This window comes from Rhodococcus sp. USK13 (genome assembly GCF_018343855.1).
GTDB lineage: Bacteria > Actinomycetota > Actinomycetes > Mycobacteriales > Mycobacteriaceae > Rhodococcus_F > Rhodococcus_F oxybenzonivorans.
The window spans coordinates 36840-54559 of the sequence record NZ_CP069241.1 but is presented as its reverse complement, the minus strand read 5'-3'; the positions used below and the strand labels follow the sequence as shown (position 1 = coordinate 54559).

Annotated in this window: 15 protein-coding genes; 13 read left to right on the top strand and 2 right to left on the bottom strand. The window is 68.0% G+C overall.

Translation table 11 applies throughout. The features are described 5' to 3' along the window. Positions 1 to 57 precede the first annotated feature (57 nt). The gene (locus JQT59_RS00225) at positions 58 to 1071 is read left to right on the top strand and encodes a LacI family DNA-binding transcriptional regulator (RefSeq protein WP_213571013.1); all 1014 of its coding nucleotides are present in this window, start codon (positions 58 to 60) and stop codon (positions 1069 to 1071) included. Here the strand turns inward: JQT59_RS00225 and JQT59_RS00220 are convergent. Further along, a complete protein-coding gene (locus JQT59_RS00220) occupies positions 1068 to 1883 on the bottom strand; it encodes a sugar phosphate isomerase/epimerase family protein (protein WP_213571011.1) in 816 nt (271 codons plus the stop codon). The genes JQT59_RS00225 and JQT59_RS00220 overlap by 4 nt on opposite strands. Before the next feature lies 1 nt (position 1884). Then, positions 1885 to 3042, bottom strand: coding sequence for a dihydrodipicolinate synthase family protein (locus JQT59_RS00215; protein ID WP_213571009.1), 1158 nt, complete (start codon positions 3040 to 3042; stop codon positions 1885 to 1887). 118 nt (positions 3043 to 3160) lie between these two features. Between JQT59_RS00215 and JQT59_RS00210 the strand changes: the two genes are divergently transcribed. The 12 genes from JQT59_RS00210 (at position 3161) to JQT59_RS00155 (ending at position 17718) form a co-directional block, all read left to right on the top strand. Next, positions 3161 to 4723, top strand: a complete 1563-nt coding sequence (locus JQT59_RS00210; RefSeq protein WP_213571007.1) for a CoA-transferase — start codon at positions 3161 to 3163, stop codon at positions 4721 to 4723. 10 nt (positions 4724 to 4733) lie between these two features. Then, complete coding sequence (locus JQT59_RS00205) at positions 4734 to 5903, top strand: acyl-CoA dehydrogenase family protein (protein ID WP_213571005.1); 1170 nt, start codon at positions 4734 to 4736, stop codon at positions 5901 to 5903. Next, complete coding sequence (locus tag JQT59_RS00200; RefSeq protein WP_213571003.1) at positions 5900 to 6658, top strand: SDR family NAD(P)-dependent oxidoreductase; 759 nt, start codon at positions 5900 to 5902, stop codon at positions 6656 to 6658. The genes JQT59_RS00205 and JQT59_RS00200 overlap by 4 nt, the downstream gene beginning before the upstream one ends. Next, entirely contained in the window at positions 6655 to 7482 is an 828-nt protein-coding gene (locus JQT59_RS00195) for an aldo/keto reductase (RefSeq protein ID WP_213571001.1), read from the top strand. Before JQT59_RS00200 ends, JQT59_RS00195 begins: the two co-directional genes overlap by 4 nt. Further along, complete coding sequence (locus tag JQT59_RS00190) at positions 7469 to 8593, top strand: glycerate kinase (RefSeq protein ID WP_213570999.1); 1125 nt, start codon at positions 7469 to 7471, stop codon at positions 8591 to 8593. The genes JQT59_RS00195 and JQT59_RS00190 overlap by 14 nt, the downstream gene beginning before the upstream one ends. Before the next feature lie 121 nt (positions 8594 to 8714). Next, positions 8715 to 9824: a sugar ABC transporter substrate-binding protein gene (locus JQT59_RS00185; RefSeq protein ID WP_249353557.1), complete on the top strand. Its 1110-nt coding sequence runs from the start codon at positions 8715 to 8717 to the stop codon at positions 9822 to 9824. Positions 9825 to 9871: 47 nt separating this feature from the next. Further along, positions 9872 to 10903 (top strand): ABC transporter permease, encoded by a 1032-nt coding sequence (locus tag JQT59_RS00180; protein ID WP_213570997.1) that lies wholly within the window; start codon positions 9872 to 9874, stop codon positions 10901 to 10903. Then, positions 10900 to 12417, top strand: a complete 1518-nt coding sequence (locus JQT59_RS00175) for a sugar ABC transporter ATP-binding protein (RefSeq protein WP_213570995.1) — start codon at positions 10900 to 10902, stop codon at positions 12415 to 12417. The genes JQT59_RS00180 and JQT59_RS00175 overlap by 4 nt, the downstream gene beginning before the upstream one ends. A 44-nt stretch (positions 12418 to 12461) precedes the next feature. Beyond that, complete coding sequence (locus JQT59_RS00170; RefSeq protein WP_213571532.1) at positions 12462 to 13439, top strand: ABC transporter permease; 978 nt, start codon at positions 12462 to 12464, stop codon at positions 13437 to 13439. A 34-nt stretch (positions 13440 to 13473) separates the two neighbouring features. Next, a complete protein-coding gene (locus JQT59_RS00165) occupies positions 13474 to 14592 on the top strand; it encodes a Zn-dependent alcohol dehydrogenase (protein ID WP_213570993.1) in 1119 nt (372 codons plus the stop codon). A 16-nt stretch (positions 14593 to 14608) separates the two neighbouring features. Beyond that, positions 14609 to 16120, top strand: a complete 1512-nt coding sequence (locus JQT59_RS00160; protein ID WP_213570991.1) for an aldehyde dehydrogenase family protein — start codon at positions 14609 to 14611, stop codon at positions 16118 to 16120. Continuing rightward, positions 16117 to 17718, top strand: a complete 1602-nt coding sequence (locus JQT59_RS00155; protein ID WP_213570989.1) for a GMC family oxidoreductase — start codon at positions 16117 to 16119, stop codon at positions 17716 to 17718. The genes JQT59_RS00160 and JQT59_RS00155 overlap by 4 nt, the downstream gene beginning before the upstream one ends. The last annotated feature ends 2 nt before the right edge of the window (positions 17719 to 17720 follow it).

The window sequence follows — 17720 nt, the reverse complement described above, 5'->3', positions numbered from 1 at the left end:
TTCCACTGATCGAGGTGGTAAACGGTAGCAATGGTGACGAGAGATATAGAGGCAGCGATGGTTGATCAGACCCGTGTGCCCGCGAGCCGTCGGGTCACGATCAATACCGTAGCGAAGGCGGCTGGTGTCTCGATCGCCACCGTCTCCCGTGTTATGAGCGGCAGCCCGGCGGTGACCCCGGATCTCGCGGCTCGGGTCCACAAGGTCGCCGACGAGCTGTCCTACCGGCCCAGCACGGCTGCACGCGGACTCGTCCTCGGGTCGCTGAGGAACATGGGCGTGATTCTGCCGGACTTAGCGAATGCGTACTTCTTCGACGTCGTCAAGCAGATGCACCACGGCGCCAAAGCCGACGGATATCGGATGCTCGTCGCCGACTACTCCGGCGACGCGGCCGACGAACTCGCCACCGCACTCGACCTGCTCGGCCAGGTGGACGGCCTCGTGCTGCTTTCGTCGAGGATTCCGACGAGCGGCCTGAAGGAACTCGCCAAGCAGTCGACTCCCGTCCTGCTCGTCAATCGGGTGGAACTGGAAGTCGATCTCCCCATGGTCGCCGTCGACAACTTCACCTCCATGATGCAGCTGTGTGGGCACCTCGCGCAGCTCGGCCATCGGCGAATCGTCTACGTGAAGGGCTCGGATCTGGCCTGGCAGAACCGCGAACGGTGGCGAGCCATCGAAATGGCGAAGGTACTGGGAATCGAGGCGACGGCGGTCCCGTCGGACGGCACCATTGAGGGTGGCTACGACGTGGTGGAAGAAGCACTCACGCACCAGCCGACAGCCCTCGTTTGCTTCAACGACCTGACCGCGCTGGGCGTCATCTCGAAACTGCGGGAGCGCGGACTCCGCGTCCCCGAAGACATTTCGGTCACCGGCTTCGATGACATCGACATGGCGCGCCACCTGGCACCGCGCCTGACCACGGTGGTCAGCCCGAAGATCGACCTGGGCAACCAGGCGTGGTCGCTGATGCGCGCGGCCCTGAACAACGAGACCACCACGTCTCCGCCGCTGATCCCCGCCGACGTCGTCATTCGCGAGTCGACGGGGCCCGCCCCCAGTTAAGCCGGATTGCGAACGGCGGCAAGACCTTTCGCCGCGGCGTGAACCGCCTCCTTCGGGTCCGCGGCCCACCAGCGGTCACTGAGGACCTCGACCTCCACGAGCCCGGAGTAGCCGGAATTTCTGCAGTCGGCGACGAATCCGGTCATATCGATGCATCCTTCGCCGGGCATGCCGCGGCTACTGAGTTCGCCGTGGATCGGGGTGACCCAGTCGGCGAGTTGCACTGAGAACAGGCGGTCGCCTGCCCGGGCGATCTGCTGCGGCAAAGCCGCATCCCACCACACGTGATACGAGTCGAGCGCGATGCCGACCAGGTCGGATCCTATCGCCTCGACCAGGTCGTTGGCCTCGCTCAGTGAGGTGATCACCGACCGGCTCGACGCCATCATCGGGTGCATCGGCTCGACCGCGAGTCGCACTCCCGCAGCCCGGGCGTACGGCTCGAGTTCGGTGATGCCGTCGTGGACCTGCCGCCGTGCGCCGGGGAGGTCGCCGGGGGCGGCGCCGCAGACCAGCACGAGGCAGTCGGCGCCGAGGGCGTGTGCCTGATCGACCGCCACCCGGTTGTCGGCCAAGGCCTCTCGTCGCAGCCGAGCGGTCGGCTGCGGGAACATTCCGCCCCGGCAGACGCTGGTGACGCGCAAACCCGACCGTCGGAGCCGGGCCGACGCGTCCGCCAGGTCCACGCCGTCGAGGAGGTCCCGCCACAGGCCGACGCCGCCGAATCCCCACTCCTCGGCAAGACCGGTGACCTCGGTGAAGCCGGCCCCCTTGACGGTGACGGAGTTGAGACTGCACTGTGCGAGGTCCATGTCAGCGGATTCCGTGCACGGCGAAGTAGGCGGCGGCGCGGGCGGCGGTGAGGTCGGGATCGGTGAACAGGCCGATCGCGTCGGCTGCGCGGACCAGTTCGGCCAGATGAGGGAGGCTGCGGCCGGTTTCGAAGCCGCCGATCATCCGGAAGTGTTCCTGCTTGCCGTTCAGATACGCCAACCAGGCAACGCCGACCTTGTAGTACTGCGTGGGGGCGGTGAACAGCAGCCGGCTCAGGGTTTCGGTGGGGCCGAGAATGTTCCGGAAGCCCTGCTCGTCACCGTCGTCCAACCGCGCGAAGGCGGCGGAGGCGAACGGGCCGAGCGCGGCGAACGCACCGAGGAGGGCGTCGCTGGTGTGGGTGCCGTCGCCGGCGATCAGGCCGACGTAGTTGTAGTCGTCGCCGGTGAACACCCGCACCCCGTCGGGCATCCGGTTGCGCAGGGCGATCTCGAGTGCCGGGTCGAGCAGCGAGACCTTGATGCCGCGCACGCGCTCGTGGTGCGTGGTGATGATCGCCAGCACGGTGTCCATGGCCGCGCCCGGATCCGCCGATCCCCAGTAGCCGTCGAGGGCGGGATCGAACACCGAACCGAGCCAATGCAGGACCACCGGGCGGGTGGCCGCCGACAGCACCGCGTCGTACACGGCGAGGTAGTCGTCGGGCCCGGTGGCGGCGTGGGCGAGGTGCCGACTCGCCATCAGCACCACCTCGCCGCCCACGGATTCGATGGCCTCTACCTGTTCGAGGTAGGCGTCGCGGATTTCGCCGAGCGAGGGGGTGTCGGTCTTCAGTTGATCGGTGGCGATCCCGACGACGACCTTCCCGTCGACCGCCCTCGCGTCGGTCAGCGTGCGGACGGCGAGTTCCTTCGCCGCGGCCCAGTCCAGTCCCATGCCGCGCTGGGCGGTGTCCATCGACTCGGCCACCCCGAGGCCCAGCGACCACAGGTCGCGGCGCAGTTGCAGGGTCGTGTCCCAATCGATCTGGTCCGCGGCATTCTCCGCCGATGCCCGCAGCGGATCGGCGACCACATGCGCGGCCGCATACACCGCCCTGCTGGTCGGTGGGGTGGACCGGGTGTTCAGCCGTGCCGGTGCGCTCAACGTGAGAGTCGTGAGCGATCCGTGACGATCAGGCAGCAGGATCGAGGCCATGAGAACTCCTGTAATCGTTTTCTTGATGTTGTGCAGCTCACAATATACTGTGGCAATTGCCGAGGTCCACACCATTCATGGGCCGATCGGCATCATGTAAGCATTTACAGGAGCGGATATGACACAGCCCGGAACGGGTGCCGCCTCGAGGCGCTGGACACTGACCACCGCGACACGAGCCGTGAGCGACATCGCGCCAGGATCGACGATCGCACTGACTGGTTCGGGCGGCGGGATCCTCGAACCGGACACCGTCCTGAAAGCACTGGAAAGGTGCTTCCTCTCGACCGGATCGCCGAGTGAACTGACAATCGTGCACGCCCTCGGTATCGGGGACCGAGTGAGCCGCGGAACCAACCACCTCGCGCACAAGGGCATGGTCAAACGGGTCATCGGCGGGCACTGGACGTGGTCACCGACGATGATCGACCTCGTCCGCAACGACGAGATCGAGGCGTACGCGTGGCCGGGCGGGGCGATCAGCCAGCTGCTGCGGGAGATCGGCGCGCGCCGGCCGGGCCTCATCACCGCGACTGGTCTCGACACATTCGTCGACCCGCGGCACGGCGGCGGCAAGTTCACGCCGTCCGCCACGGAAAACCTCGTCGAACTCCTCACGCTGGACGGCCGTGAGTACCTGCGTTACAAGCCCTTTCCCGTCGACGTGGCCATCGTCCGCGGTGATTCCATCGACCCGTCCGGGAACGTCACGTGCTCGGGCGAGGCGGCCCAGCTCGACGCGCTGGCCGTCGCACAGGCTGCGAAGGCGAGTGGCGGGCGGGTCATCGTGCAGGTGAAGAACCTGCTGGACCGGCCGATCGATCCGCGGCTCGTGCACATCCCAGCCGTTCTGGTGGACGATGTCGTCCACGCGCCGGCCCAATGGCAGACGTATGCTGGCGAATTCGACCCGGAACTCTCCGGCGATGCGGCGAGCTCGGGTTTCGGCGCCACGAACCACGACCCGATCCGCATGCTGATCGCCCGGCGGGCCGCCGCCGAGGTCCGGGACGGCGACGTCCTGAACGTCGGTTTCGGGGTTTCCGCGCTGGTCGTGGATGCGCTCGCGGAACAGAATCGCTTGGATGACGTCACACTTGCCATCGAGCAGGGGCTCATCGATGGCATCCCAGTCTCCGGTGATCTGTTCGGCGCGGCGCGCGGACCGAAGGTCGTGCACTCGTCGACCACCCAGTTCGACCTGTTCTCGGGTGGAATGCTCGACGTCAGCTGCCTGGGTATGGCCGAAGTCGACACCACCGGTGCTGTCAACGTCAGCAAGATCGGCGGTGGCATCGTCGGACCGGGCGGGTTCATCGACATTTCCCAGAACTCGCCGCGCGCCGTGTTCTGCGGAACGTTCACCGCCCGCGGCCTCGATGTCGAGATCGTCGGGGGAGGACTGGTGATCCGGCGCGAGGGCTCGGTGCCGAAGTTCGTCGACCGCGTCGATCAGGTCACCTACTCCGGCGCTCTCGCCGTCCGTGAGGGGCGCGAGGCGGTGTACGTCACCGAACGCGCCGTCTTCGCCCTTACCCGGGACGGCCTCGAGCTCGCCGAGATCGCACCCGGCATCAACATCGATCGGGACATTCTTCCGCACATGGGATTCCGTCCGATCATCAAGAACCCACGCCTGATGGACGCGGGGCTATTCGCCCCCGTCGCCGTACACATCTGAGGAGAACCACATGTCAACCGGAAACAGCGTCATCCCCTCGTCGGTGCTCGGCGCCGACGAACGCACGCTCGTCGCCGAGTTCGTCGACGAACGGATCCGCCCGGTCGCCACCGAATTGGACGAGACCGAACGATTCCCCGAAGAGATCTACCGCGAGATGGGCAAGATCGGGCTCTTCGGCATCACCGTGCCCGAGGAGTTCGGCGGGGTCGGCGGCACCGCCCTCGACTACCTGTTCGTCATGGAGTCCCTGTCCTACGGGTACGCGTCGGTGGCCGACCAGTGCGGCCTCGTCGAGATCCTCGGCAGCCTGCTCGGCAACTACGGCACACCCGAGCAGCAGGAGCAGTACCTGCGCCCCATGCTCACCGCCGAGAAGCGCTGCGCCTACGCGCTCACCGAGCCAGGATCCGGCTCCGACCTCGGGTCGATCACCACACGGGCGGTCCGCAGCGGCGACGGCTGGGTGCTCACCGGCGAGAAGATCTACATCCACAACGCCCCCGTCGCGGACTTCGCCGTCGTCCTCGCCGTCACCGACCCCGAACTCGGGAAGCGCGGCGGCATCTCCGTCTTCCTGGTGGACGTCGACCAGCCCGGCGTCAGCCGGGCCTACCACGAACACAAGATGGGCCAGCGGGCCTCGCAGGTCGGTGGGCTGGTGTTCGACTCCGTCCAACTGCCGGCCGACGCCCTCCTCGGCGACGAAGGCAAGGCGTTCGGGTACATGATGAAGGTGCTGGCCAAGGGCCGTCTCGGCATCTCGGGCCTGAGCCTCGGCATCAGCCGCGCCGCCCTGGACGCCGCCACCCGGCAGTCCCTCGACCGCAGCCAGTTCGGCAAGCCGATCTCCGCCAACCAGGGCATCTCCTTCTCCCTCGCCACCGTCGCCACCGAGCTGCGGGCCGGCACCGCGCTGGCGGTCGAGGCGGCACGGGCGCTCGACACGGGGGTAGCGGACGCCGAGACGCTCTGCTCGATGGCCAAGCTCTACGCGTCAGAGGGATGCGTGCGCCACGCCGACGCCGCCGTGCAGGTGTTCGGCGGCAACGGCTTCATCCGCGGATACGAGGTCGAGCGCCTCTACCGCGACGCCCGCATCACGAAGATCTACGAAGGCACCAGCGAAATGCAGCGGCTCATCATCAGCCGGTCAGTACTGAAGGGAGCCGCGGCATGAGCGGCGCTGCACAACCCACTACCTCGGTCGATCTGTCCAGAAAGACCGCCATCGTGACCGGTGCGGCCGGCGGCATCGGTTCGGCGATCGCCCGCGCCCTCGCTCGCAGCGGGGCACTCGTGGTGGCGGCCGACGCCGACCCGAAGGTCACCGACGTCGCCGAGGAGTTCGGCGGACACGGCCTCTGCGGCGACCTCACCGACCCCGAGTTCGGCGCACGCGCGGTCGATCTCGCCCAGCACCTGTCCGGGCGCCTGGACATCCTGATCAACGCGGCCGGGATCCAGTTGCGGACCACGGCGATCGACGTGGACGAGGACGGGTGGGAACGCCTCCTCGACGTCAATCTGTCGGCGGCCTACCGGCTGACGCGGCAGGCGGCCAAGTCGCTCGTCGACGCCCGCGGCGCCATCGTGAACATTGCGTCGCTGTCCGCGGATCGCGCCGTCCCGGGCATCGTTCCCTACGGCGCGACGAAGGCCGCACTGACTCAGCTCGGCAAGGGTCTGGCCGTGGAACTCGGCCCCCTCGGCGTGCGCGTCAACACGGTCTCACCGGGCTACATCGAAACCCCGATGACAGCGGACGTGCTGGGCCAGGAAGACTTCCGCGCCCAGACGCTGAGCCGTATCCCGTTGCAACGGTTCGCCGACGGCGACGACGTCGCCGACGTGGTGCTGTTCCTGGTCTCCGACGCCGCGCGGTACGTCACCGGGGTGGTCCTGCCCGTCGACGGCGGGTACTCGATCACATGACGCGCCTGGCGACCGTTCCCGCGGTCACGTTGAACAACGACGTCACGATGCCCGCGCTCGGGTTCGGCCTGTTCACCATCCCCGACGAGGACATGGGTTCCACGGTGTCTCACGCACTGTCCGCGGGCTACCGCGCGTTCGACACGGCCCCGATGTACGGCAACGAGGCGTCTCTGGGCGCGGCGCTGGCCCGGGCCGATGTCAATCGGGACGAGATCTTCGTGACCACCAAGATCTCCAACGAGGACCACGGCTACCGGCAGACACTGGACGCGTTCGCGGCGAGTGCGGCGAAACTGGGCCGCATCGACCTGTGTCTGATCCACTGGCCGGCACCGAGCCGCAAGCTCTATCTGGAGACGTGGCGCGCACTCGAAAAGCTGTACTACGACGGACGGGTGCGGGCGATCGGCGTGTCGAACTTCCAGCCCGAACAACTCGAGCGGCTCGCGGAGATCGCGACGATCACCCCCACGGTCAATCAGATCGAACTGCACCCGCTGCTCACACAGTCCGCACTGATGGATCTGCACCGGTCGATGGGCATCCACACCCAGGCGTGGGCGCCGCTGGCGAGGGGACATTTGAACGACCACCCATTGCTGACTGCGCTCGCGGCCCGGCACCGTGTGTCGATCGCGCAGATCGTGCTCCGCTGGCACATGCAGATCGGGACGATTCCACTGCCCAAATCTTCTGCGGTGCACAGGATGCGGCAGAACGCGAACGTGTTCGACTTCCGGCTGTCTGCCGCGGAGATGGACGCGATCTCGGCCCTGAATCGGGATCAGCGCACGGGACCCCACCCCGATGACGTCACCTGACGCCGGCCCGATGCGGGTGGCGATCGCCCCGGATTCGTTCAAGGGCTCACTGACCGCGTCGGAGGTGGCAGCCGCTCTGGCAGCCGGCTGGTCGACGGTCCGGCCGAACGACGAGCTGGTCCTGCTCCCGCAAGCGGACGGCGGCGAAGGCACGGTGGACGCCGTCGCGTCCTGCCACGACACCGGCGTGTGGCGAGAGGTGCCGGGGGTTCGAGGCCCCGACGGACGTCCGACCACCGGACGCTGGCTGCTACTCCCGGACGGCACGGCGGTGATCGAGCTCGCCCAGATGAGTGGGCTGCCCCTGATGGATTCGCCGGATCCAGGGGGAGCGTCGACGACCGGCCTGGGACAGGTGATCGCCGCAGCCCTCGCGGACGGTGCGAAGGCGCTGCTAATCGGACTCGGCGGTTCCGCGTCCACCGACGGCGGTGCGGGCGCACTGCGGGCGCTCGGCGCGAAGCTCCTGGACCGCGACCGCCGCGAGATTCCCGACGGGGGCGCCGGCCTGGCCGCCCTCGCCTCGATCGACGTGGGCTCGCTGACCGCCCCCCCGCCCGGTGGCGTCGAACTACTGACGGACACGACGGCCCTCCTGTGCGGCCCACAGGGGGCGGCGCACGTCTTCGGGGCACAGAAGGGCGCCGACCCCGCGGAGCGCGACCGCCTCGATCGCGCGCTCGCGACGTTCGCCACCTGCCTCGGCGCACGACTGCCGTGCAGTCCCGACGAACCCGGCGCGGGAGCGGCGGGAGGCACGGGATTCGGACTGTCGGCCTGGGGCGGCCGGCTGGTGCCCGGCGCCGCCCGCATCACGGAGCTCACCGGGCTGAGCGCCGAGTTCGACCGCGCCGACGTCGTGGTCACCGGTGAAGGCCAATTCGACGCAACGTCGCTGTCCGGCAAACTCGTCGGTTCCGTGCTGGAACGGTGCGCGGAGACCGCGACCCGATCCGTGGTCGTCGCAGGCCGCCTAACAGCGTCGCCGCCCGGCATCGGGATCTCACTGTCCGACCTGGCGGGGAGCTCCGAAGCTGCACTCGCCGCACCCACGATGTGGTGCCGCGTGGCAGGCGCGACCGCGGCCGCCCGCCTCACCAGCAGCTTGTAACCGATTTCTCATGTGTCCGGCCCATCCGGATAACCCCTGACTACACCAAGAAGCGCTTGACTTGTGACGGCAATCACGGGTAAGAAAGCGTTTACATTCATTTTCAGGAAGTGGACGAACGATGACACGGACGCAACGATCAATCAGGGCGGCAGCCCGGGCCGTCGGCGTTGCCGCGGCAGTCTCCGTCATGGCGAGCTCCGCCATCGCCTGCTCGACGGGATCGGAACAGATCGAACGGGACGGGGCTGCCGTCAACCGGAGCGACATGGTGATGGTCTCCGAGGTCCGGTCGCTGACCAACCCGTACGAGGCCGCGTGGGTGCAAGGCAGCCGCGCGTACGCCGAATCGCTGGGGATCGAACTGAAGGTGATCGTCTACGGCGGTGACTCGCAGAACGCGCTGTCGCAGTTGCAGTCGGTGCTCGCCGCAGGCAAGACCGTCCTGCTCAACATCAACCCGAACACCAGCGCCGACACCCCCGCGATCGTGCGCGCCGTGCAGAACAGCGGCGGCTGCGCGGTCACCCAGTGGAGCAAGCCAGCAGACCTCCACCCCTGGGACGTCGGGAACGGTTGGGCGTCCTACGTCGCCTACGACGGCATCCAGCAGGGCGCCGATACGGGCAAGGCCCTCGCCGATTCGCTCGGCGGCACCGGCGGCGTGATCGCGCTGCAGGGTCTGCTCGCCAACGAGATCAGCCAGACCCGGTTCCAGGGCTTCCAGCAGGCCATGGACGGACAATCCGGCGTCACCCTGCTCGACGACCAACCCGCCGACTTCGACCGCAACAAGGCCTACACCACCACACAGACCCTGCTCAACAAATACGGCGACCAGGTTAACGGCATTTGGGCCGCAACGGATTCCATGGCACTGGGCGCTCTGCAGGCGGTGCGCGAGGCGGGCCGCGCCGGGGAGATCAAGATCGCCAGCGCCGCGGACGCCACCCCGGAAGGACTAGCCGCCATCGCAAACGGGGAACTGCTCTCCACCTACACGACCGACCCCTACTTCAACGGCGCGATGGGACTCGCCATCTGCTACCAGGCCATGACCGGCGCACTCGATGTCGAGTCGCTGCCCCGGGAGAACCGCGAATTCTACGTCGACCAGACACTGATTACCGCGACCAACGCCGACCAGTTCCTCGCCGTCCCGAGTGACGAGGAGATCGTGCGGTCCGTGCAGGATCCGTTCTCCCGCATCACCGGCCCGGTGGCCCGATAACCCCCGCTCACGATTCACGAACCACACAATCTTCCGAAGGAGTGACGATGTCGACGACTGAAGTGGCCGGGGAGGTGACGACCCCCGCAAAACCGCCCGCGCCCGCCCGAACCACACGGCTACGCGTGCGCCGACTGCTCGCCACGGCCGGTCCGCTTGCTGCCCTGCTGGGACTGTGCGCCGTATTCGCGGCACTGGCTCCCGGCTTCGCGACGGCGAGCAACGCGATAGCGATCGTGGAGCAGGCCGCGATTCCCATGGTCCTCGCGATGGGCGCCACGCTGGTGGTCCTGGTGGGCGGCGTGGACCTGTCGATCGAGGGCGTGATGGCGGCCAGCGGGCTGACGTTCGTCCTGCTCGCGGCGAACAGCGTCAACGGCAACGACCTTGGACTTCTCGCGGTCCTGCTGGCGCTGGGGGTCGGTCTGCTCTTCGGAGTGATCAACGGCGTGCTGCACGTCGTCGTCCGGGTGCCGTCCTTCCTCGTCACACTGGGGACCTGGTTCGTCGGCCTCGGTGTCGCCACCGTGCTCTTCGGCACCGCCACCCCTCAGCTCGCCGACCCGTCGCTCACGGCCTGGGCAGGCGGCCACTGGCTCGGACTTCCCGTCGTCGTGGTGTTCGCGCTCGCCGCCGTGGTCGTGACAGTGCTGCTGTGCAAGGGAACCCGGCTCGGCATGCACACCTACGCGATTGGCGGCGACGAGGCGACCAGTCGCCTGGCGGGCGTCCCGGTCGGGCGCACCAAGATCATCCTGTTCGCCGTGGCCGGACTGCTGTCCGGGCTCGGCGGAGTGCTGGCCACCATCCGGCTCGGCGTCGGCGACGTGAGCGTCGGATCGGGAAGCCTCTTCCTCACCCTGTCCGCGGTGGTCGTCGGCGGCACGCTGCTGAGCGGCGGTCGCGGCGGACCCCTGCATTCCCTAGTAGGTGTGCTGCTCCTCGTTGTCCTCGGCAACGGACTTCTCCTGTCGGGCGCCAGCCCGTACATCCAGCAGGGCGCGCAGGGTCTCATCATCGTTGTCGCGGTGATCGCCACCGGGTGGCCCGCCCGCAGTCGATTGAGGGTCGTGAAATGACATCTCTCCTGGAACTCCGCAATGTCACCAAGAAATTCGGACCCAACACCGTCCTCGACGACGTGAGCCTGTCTATCGCTCCGAACGAGGTCGTGGGGCTGATCGGCGAGAACGGCGCCGGAAAATCCACGCTGCTCAAGATCCTCGCGGGAGTCCACCACCAGGATGGCGGCCGGATAGTCCTCGGCGGGCGCGAGGTGAGCTTCGGAAGTCCGGCTGACGCCGCCGACCACGGGATCGGAGTGGTGCACCAGGAGCAGTCGCTGCTCCCGAACCTCACCGTCGGCCAGAACCTGGTCCTCGGACACGAGGGTGACACCGCCCGTGCCGGGTTCCTCCGCCGACGGAAGATCAGGGCCCGAGCCCAGGAGATGTTGTCGGTGGTGGAGTCGACGGTCGACCCTGGCGCGCTGACCGAGACGCTCGGCTTCGCCCAGCGCCAGATGGTGGAGGTGGCGCGCGCCGTCGGCGGCAGGCAGGTGGAACACCCGCCGCTGCTCATTCTCGACGAGCCGACATCGGTGCTCGAACCCGAGGACGTCGAGGTGCTCCATCGCCGGGTCACCGCCCTCAAGGAGCGCGGTTCCGTCATCTTCGTCTCCCACCGTCTCGACGAGGTTCTCCGCTTCTCCGACCGCGTGTACGTGCTGCGCGACGGCAAGGTGGTCGGTGAGCGGATCGCCTCGACGGCAACCGAATCCGAGCTATACCAGCTGATGATCGGGAAGGGCGCGGCCGAGGAAATCTACTCGTCGGAGCGCAAGCAGGCCGTCTCCCGGACCGGCACACCGACCCTGTCGATTCGCAACCTCACCTGCGGCGGCAAGGCGAAGGAGGTGTCGCTGGACGTCCACGCCGGCGAGATCGTCTCGGTGGTCGGCGTCGTCGACTCCGGGCGCGAGGAGGTGGCCCGCGCCGTCTTCGGCGCGATCCCCGTCGACTCTGGAACCGTCGAGATCGACGGACAGCGGTCGGCCCCCGGATCACCCGCGGACGCCGTGCGGTCCGGTGTCGCATATGTTCCCGCCGAGCGTCGCGTCGAAGGCATGATCTCGGGAGCGACCGTGGCGCAGAACATCGCGACAGTGCATCCGGTGAAGGCCGGCGGTGGCCGGATCTCCTCGGGCGCCCGAGTGCAAGAGACCGCCCGCGGCTGGATCGAGAAACTCGGCATCCGGCCCGCCGACCCCGACGCCGACATCGCGCGACTGTCGGGCGGCAACCAGCAGAAGGCCGTGGTGGCCAAGTGGATCCTGGGCGACGGCCTGAAGGTACTGGTTCTCGACCACCCCACCCGCGGCCTCGACATCGGCGCGAAGGAAGACCTCTACGCCGTCTTCCGTGACCTCTCCGACAGGGGAGTGGCGATTGTGGTGCTCGCCGACACCCTCGACGAGGCGATCGGCCTCGGCCACCGCGTGATCGTGATGCGGGACGGCGAGATCACCGGCGCGTTCGACTCGCCGCCCGAAAACCCGCCCAGCAAACTCCAACTCCTCGAGAAGATGATGTGATCGCCGTGGCAACAGAAACTTTCACCGCGAGAACTTCCGCCGATATGCGCGCACCCGAGGGTGCGGCGCCGGCGGTGTCCCGGACGATGCGGGACCGGTTGCGGCTGGCCGGCCCGTCGGTCGTGCTGGTCGCGCTCGTCCTACTCGTCGCTCTCGCCGAACCGAACTTCCTGTCGATGAACGCCCTCGCGGTGGTCTCGGCGCAGGCGGTCCCGATTCTGCTGCTCGGGCTGGGCCAGATGTTCGTCATCCTCACCGGCGGCATCGACCTGTCGGTGGCGGCGCTGGCGTCGCTGGCCACGGTGATCCTGGCGACGGCGATCGGCTCCCTCGGTCCGCTCGCCGTCGCCGTCACCCTCGTGGCGCTGACTCTGATCGGTGCGCTGACCGGTCTGCTGATCGTGTTCGGGCAGGTCCCGTCGTTCGTCGTCTCGCTCGGGGCGCTGGGGTTCTGGGGTGCGGTCGCACTCGTGGTGTCCGGGTCGACCACCATCTACATCAGCGAAGGTTACGACGCGATCTTTTGGCTCAGTTCGTGGACGGTACTCGGTCTCCCCATGGCGGTGTGGGCCGCGGTGGCGGCGGTGGCCGCGATATTCTGCGCGATGCGGTTCTCGCCGCGGGGCAACGTCTTTCACCTCGTCGGGCTGAGTGAGAAGGCCGCGATGATGAGCGGCGTCCGCACCCGGATCGTCCGGATCGGCGCATTCGCCCTCTCCGGATTCTTCGCGGGCGCGGCGGGTATCGTATTGTCGGCCCAGCAGCAGAGCGCCGCACCGCAACTCGCGGATTCGCTGCTCCTCCCCGCCATCGCGGCCGTGCTGGTCGGCGGCTGCGCCATCACCGGTGGAATCGGCGGAGCGTGGCGGGTCCTCGTCGGTGCCCTGGTGGTCACCGTTCTCCGGGTCGGCGGCTCGGTGGCCGGCATCGACCCCAGTTTCCAGCAGATCGTGTACGGCGCGGTCGTCATCGTCGCGGTCGCCGTGACCCTCGACCGCAGCCGGCTCTCGATCATCAAGTAAGACTCTGTGTCAGTGTGAGATTCGAAGGAGAACGATGAGTACGACGGCACGCGGTGCGGTGATTTCCGAAGTAGGCGGCAAGTGGGAGGTCGACGACCTCGTCCTCGCGGAGCCCGGACCCGGCGAGGTGCGGATCAAGGTGATGGCGTCCGGACTGTGTCACTCCGACGACCACCTCGTCACCGGTGACATCCCCAACGCGCTACCGTTGGTCGGCGGACACGAGGGTGCCGGTGTGATCGACGCGGTCGGACCCGGTGTCACCCGGCTCGCCGCCGGCGATCACGTCGCCACCGCCTACCTGCCGGCCTGCGGAACTTGCGCATGGTGCGCGCAGGGGATGCAATATATCTGCGACACGGGGGCCGGTATGGAGGCCGGTTTCATGCTCGACGGAACGGCGCGATTCGCCACGCAGTCCGGGCGGCCGATCGGCGCCATGCAACGCCTCGGCACGTTCGCGAACTACCTCGTCACCTCGCAAGCCCAGGCCGTCAAGATCGACGACGACATCCCGTTCGACGTGGCCTGCCTCGTCTCGTGCGGGGTCGCCACCGGGTGGGGCTCCGCCGTGAACGGCGCAGGTGTCCGTCCCCGGGACACAACGCTGGTCGTCGGGGTCGGCGGTGTGGGGATCAACGCGGTGCAGGGCGCCCACCACGCCGGTGCCGCGCACGTCGTCGCGGTCGACCCGGTCGCGTTCAAACGCGAACGAGCCCTCGAACTCGGCGCCACCCACGCGTACGCGTCGATCGACGAGGCCATGCCGTTCGTCCGCTCGGTCACCAACGGGCAGGGCGCCGACAGCGCCGTCGTCACCGTCGGCGTGGTCGACGGACAGCTGATCGCCGACGCGTTCGGCGCCGTCCGCAAGGAGGGAACCGTCGCCGTCGTGTCGATCGGCCAGAACGAACCAGGGATCCCGATCAGCCCGCTAGAACTGGTTGTCTACGCCAAGCATCTGCGCGGGGTCCTGTTCGGCAACTGCAACCCCACCCGGGACATCCCGGCCCTGCTGGACTACTACAAGTCGGGACGACTGAAGCTGGACGAACTGATCACCCGGCGCTACAGCCTGGACCAGGTGAACGACGCATACGTGGACATGCACGCGGGGCTCAACCTGCGTGGTGTCCTGATCCACGAACACTGACGAGGAACTGCCAAAGATGTCGACAGTCGAAGCAACACAGATCCGCAGCTACGGACACTTCATCGGCGGGCGCAGCGTGCCCCCGTCGGACAACATCATCGAACGGGTCAGCCCGGCCGACGGCCGCGTCGTCGCCACGTTCACCGCGGGCACCCGCGCCGACGCGGACCGGGCCGTTGCGGTCGCGCGGGAGGCCTTCGACGACGGCGAGTGGCCGCACTGGACCGCGATGGACCGCGGCCGGGCGCTGCTGCGCTGCGCCGGGCTGATGCGCGAACACGAGGAGCGACTCGCCCGGATCGACGCGGAGGAGTCGGGCAAACCGATCACCCTGGCCCGCGGCGACATCGGGGCGAGCATCGAGTTGTTCGAGTACGCGGCGGCGCTGGCCATGACGATGCACGGTGAGGCGCACACGGCGCTCGGCGACGACTGCACCGCCATGGTGGTCCGGGAACCCGCCGGCGTGGTCGGCATGATCATCCCGTGGAACTTCCCGCTGCTCCTGCTCGCGCAGAAGTTGCCGTTCGCGCTCGGCGCGGGCTGCACGGCGGTGGTGAAGCCGTCCGAGTTCACATCCGGCACCGCCGTCGAGCTGGCCCGGTTGCTCACCGAGGCCGGGGTTCCCCACGGCGTGGTGAACGTGGTGACGGGCGCGGGGGCCGAGGTCGGTGCCCCGCTCGCGGAGAGCAGCCTGGTCGACATCCTGTCGTTCACCGGGAGCACCGCCACCGGCAAGCGCATCGTGGAGGCCTCGGCGGGCAGCGTCAAGCGACTGTCGATGGAACTGGGCGGCAAGGCCGCCAGCGTCGTGTTCGACGACGCCGACCTCGACGACGCAATCGACGGCGTCCTCTTCGGGGTGTTCTTCAACCAGGGCGAGTGCTGCGTGTCGGGTGCCCGGCTCCTGGTCCAGGACTCGATCGCGGACGCGTTCCTCGCCCGCCTCGTCGACGCCGCCGGGCGCATCACGGTGGGCGGACCGCTCGACGACGCGAGCGAACTGGGACCGATGATCGACGCCGGCCACCTCGAGAAGGTGCTCGGACACATCGACGCGGCCCGGCGGGACGGCGCGACCGTCCTGACCGGCGGTGACCGGCTCGACGGCGAGAACTGGGAGAGTGGGCATTTCGTCGCTCCCACGATCCTCGACGGCGTGACCGAGGAGTCCGCCGCCTTCCAGGAGGAGATCTTCGGACCCGTGCTCACCATCACCCGGTTCAGCGACGTCGACCACGCCATCCGGCTCGCCAACGCCACGGAATACGGACTCGCCGGATCGATCTGGACCAAGAACATCGACAAGGCGCTGCGGGTGGCGAAGGAGATGCGCAGCGGCCGCGTGTGGGTGAACACCACCATCGACGGCGCCCCGCAGCTGCCTGCCGGCGGCATGAAGCAGAGCGGGTTCGGCCGCGAGATGGGCCAGGCCGGCTTCGACGAGTTCACCGACGTCAAGACCATTCAGATCCGCACCGGACCACGCAAGCGCGTCTTTCCGAACTGGACCGGAGGCAACCGATGAGTGCCACCTACGACTACGTCATCGCGGGCGGCGGCACCGCGGGCTGTGTGCTGGCCGGGCGGCTGACCGAGGATCCGACGGTCCGCGTTCTCCTGCTCGAGGCCGGCGGCAACGACCGGCATCCGTTCATCCACGTGCCCGCGGGCTTCGCGAAACTCACCGCGAGCAAGTACGACTGGGGCTTCTCGAGCGTTCCGCAGAAACACTGCAACGATCGGGTCATCCCCCTCGCCCAGGGCAAGGTCATCGGCGGTGGCGGCTCGATCAACGCGCAGGTGTTCACTCGCGGCGCGCACGAGGACTACGACGAGTGGGCACTGAAATACGGTTGCGCGGGATGGTCGTTCGAGGAGATCCAGAAGTACTTCCTCCGGTCAGAGGACAACGAACGGCTGTCGGCGCCGTACCACGGCACCGACGGGCCACTCGGCGTCTCCGATCCCATCAATCCGCATCCGCTGTCGAAGTCGTTCGTCCAGGCGGGTCAGGAATTCGGGCTGCCGTTCAACGGTGACTTCAACGGCAAGCACCAGTACGGTGTCGGCCTCTATCAGACGACCACGAAGAACGCCCGCCGGTGCAGCGCCGCGGTCGCGTACCTCGCACCCGCCCGGAAGCGACCCAACCTGACGGTACGGGAGAACGTTGCCGTGTCGCGGGTGCTGCTCGACGGCGGGCGCGCCACCGGAATCGAGGTGCTCACCCCGCACGGTGTGGAGACGTTCCGCGCATCCCGCGAGGTGCTGGTCGCCGCGGGTGCGTTCGGATCACCCAAGATCCTGCAGCTGTCGGGGATCGGTCACCCCGACGACCTTCGCGACGCGAATGTCGACGTGGCCCATGCCCTTCCCGGTGTCGGCCGGAACCTGCACGATCACTGCGACCTCGACGTCATCTACGAGCTCCGCGAGTACCAGAGCCTCGACCGCCTGAACCTGATGCGGCCGGCCACGGCCAAGGCCGGACTCGAATACGCGGCCTTCCGGCGGGGCCCGCTGGCGTCGACGGTCGTCGAGGCCGGCGGGTTCAGCTTCGGGCACGCGGCGGAGTCGATTCCGGATCTGCAATTCCACTTCCTGCCCGCCGCCGGCGTCGAGGCCGGTGTCGCCGCCGTCCGCCCAGGCTACGGCTGCACCCTGAACTCGTACTCACTGCGGCCGGAGAGCCGCGGCTCGGTGAAGATCAGATCGAACGACCCCACCGCCCCGCCGCTGATCGACCCGAACTTCCTCGCCACCGACTTCGACCTGGAGTCGAGCATCGAAGGGCTCCGGCAGAGCCGCGAGATCATGGCGCAGTCGTCGATGGCCCGGCACATCAAGGCCGAACATCTGGCCGGCGGTCTGTCGGTGAACACGAAAGACGACTACGTGAAGTTCGTGCGCGCATACGGCCGCACCTCATACCACCCGGTCGGCACGTGCGCGATGGGTGTCGGCGACGACGCCGTGGTCTCACCGGAACTGAAGGTGATCGGCATCGAGGGTCTGCGGGTGGTCGACTCGTCCGTCATGCCGCGCATCGTCAGTTCCAACACCCAGGCACCCACGGTGATGATCGCCGAGAAGGCAATCGACCTGATCCGTGGGGAAGAATGACC

What these genes read in the sequence shown, in the direction of transcription:
- JQT59_RS00225 (WP_213571013.1), top strand. Translation starts at nt 58, where the DNA reads ATGGTTGATCAGACCCGTGTGCCCGCGAGCCGTCGGGTCACGATCAAT.
- JQT59_RS00220 (WP_213571011.1), bottom strand. Translation starts at nt 1,883, where the DNA reads ATGGACCTCGCACAGTGCAGTCTCAACTCCGTCACCGTCAAGGGGGCC.
- JQT59_RS00215 (WP_213571009.1), bottom strand. Translation starts at nt 3,042, where the DNA reads ATGGCCTCGATCCTGCTGCCTGATCGTCACGGATCGCTCACGACTCTC.
- JQT59_RS00210 (WP_213571007.1), top strand. Translation starts at nt 3,161, where the DNA reads ATGACACAGCCCGGAACGGGTGCCGCCTCGAGGCGCTGGACACTGACC.
- JQT59_RS00205 (WP_213571005.1), top strand. Translation starts at nt 4,734, where the DNA reads ATGTCAACCGGAAACAGCGTCATCCCCTCGTCGGTGCTCGGCGCCGAC.
- JQT59_RS00200 (WP_213571003.1), top strand. Translation starts at nt 5,900, where the DNA reads ATGAGCGGCGCTGCACAACCCACTACCTCGGTCGATCTGTCCAGAAAG.
- JQT59_RS00195 (WP_213571001.1), top strand. Translation starts at nt 6,655, where the DNA reads ATGACGCGCCTGGCGACCGTTCCCGCGGTCACGTTGAACAACGACGTC.
- JQT59_RS00190 (WP_213570999.1), top strand. Translation starts at nt 7,469, where the DNA reads ATGACGTCACCTGACGCCGGCCCGATGCGGGTGGCGATCGCCCCGGAT.
- JQT59_RS00185 (WP_249353557.1), top strand. Translation starts at nt 8,715, where the DNA reads ATGACACGGACGCAACGATCAATCAGGGCGGCAGCCCGGGCCGTCGGC.
- JQT59_RS00180 (WP_213570997.1), top strand. Translation starts at nt 9,872, where the DNA reads ATGTCGACGACTGAAGTGGCCGGGGAGGTGACGACCCCCGCAAAACCG.
- JQT59_RS00175 (WP_213570995.1), top strand. Translation starts at nt 10,900, where the DNA reads ATGACATCTCTCCTGGAACTCCGCAATGTCACCAAGAAATTCGGACCC.
- JQT59_RS00170 (WP_213571532.1), top strand. Translation starts at nt 12,462, where the DNA reads ATGCGCGCACCCGAGGGTGCGGCGCCGGCGGTGTCCCGGACGATGCGG.
- JQT59_RS00165 (WP_213570993.1), top strand. Translation starts at nt 13,474, where the DNA reads ATGAGTACGACGGCACGCGGTGCGGTGATTTCCGAAGTAGGCGGCAAG.
- JQT59_RS00160 (WP_213570991.1), top strand. Translation starts at nt 14,609, where the DNA reads ATGTCGACAGTCGAAGCAACACAGATCCGCAGCTACGGACACTTCATC.
- JQT59_RS00155 (WP_213570989.1), top strand. Translation starts at nt 16,117, where the DNA reads ATGAGTGCCACCTACGACTACGTCATCGCGGGCGGCGGCACCGCGGGC.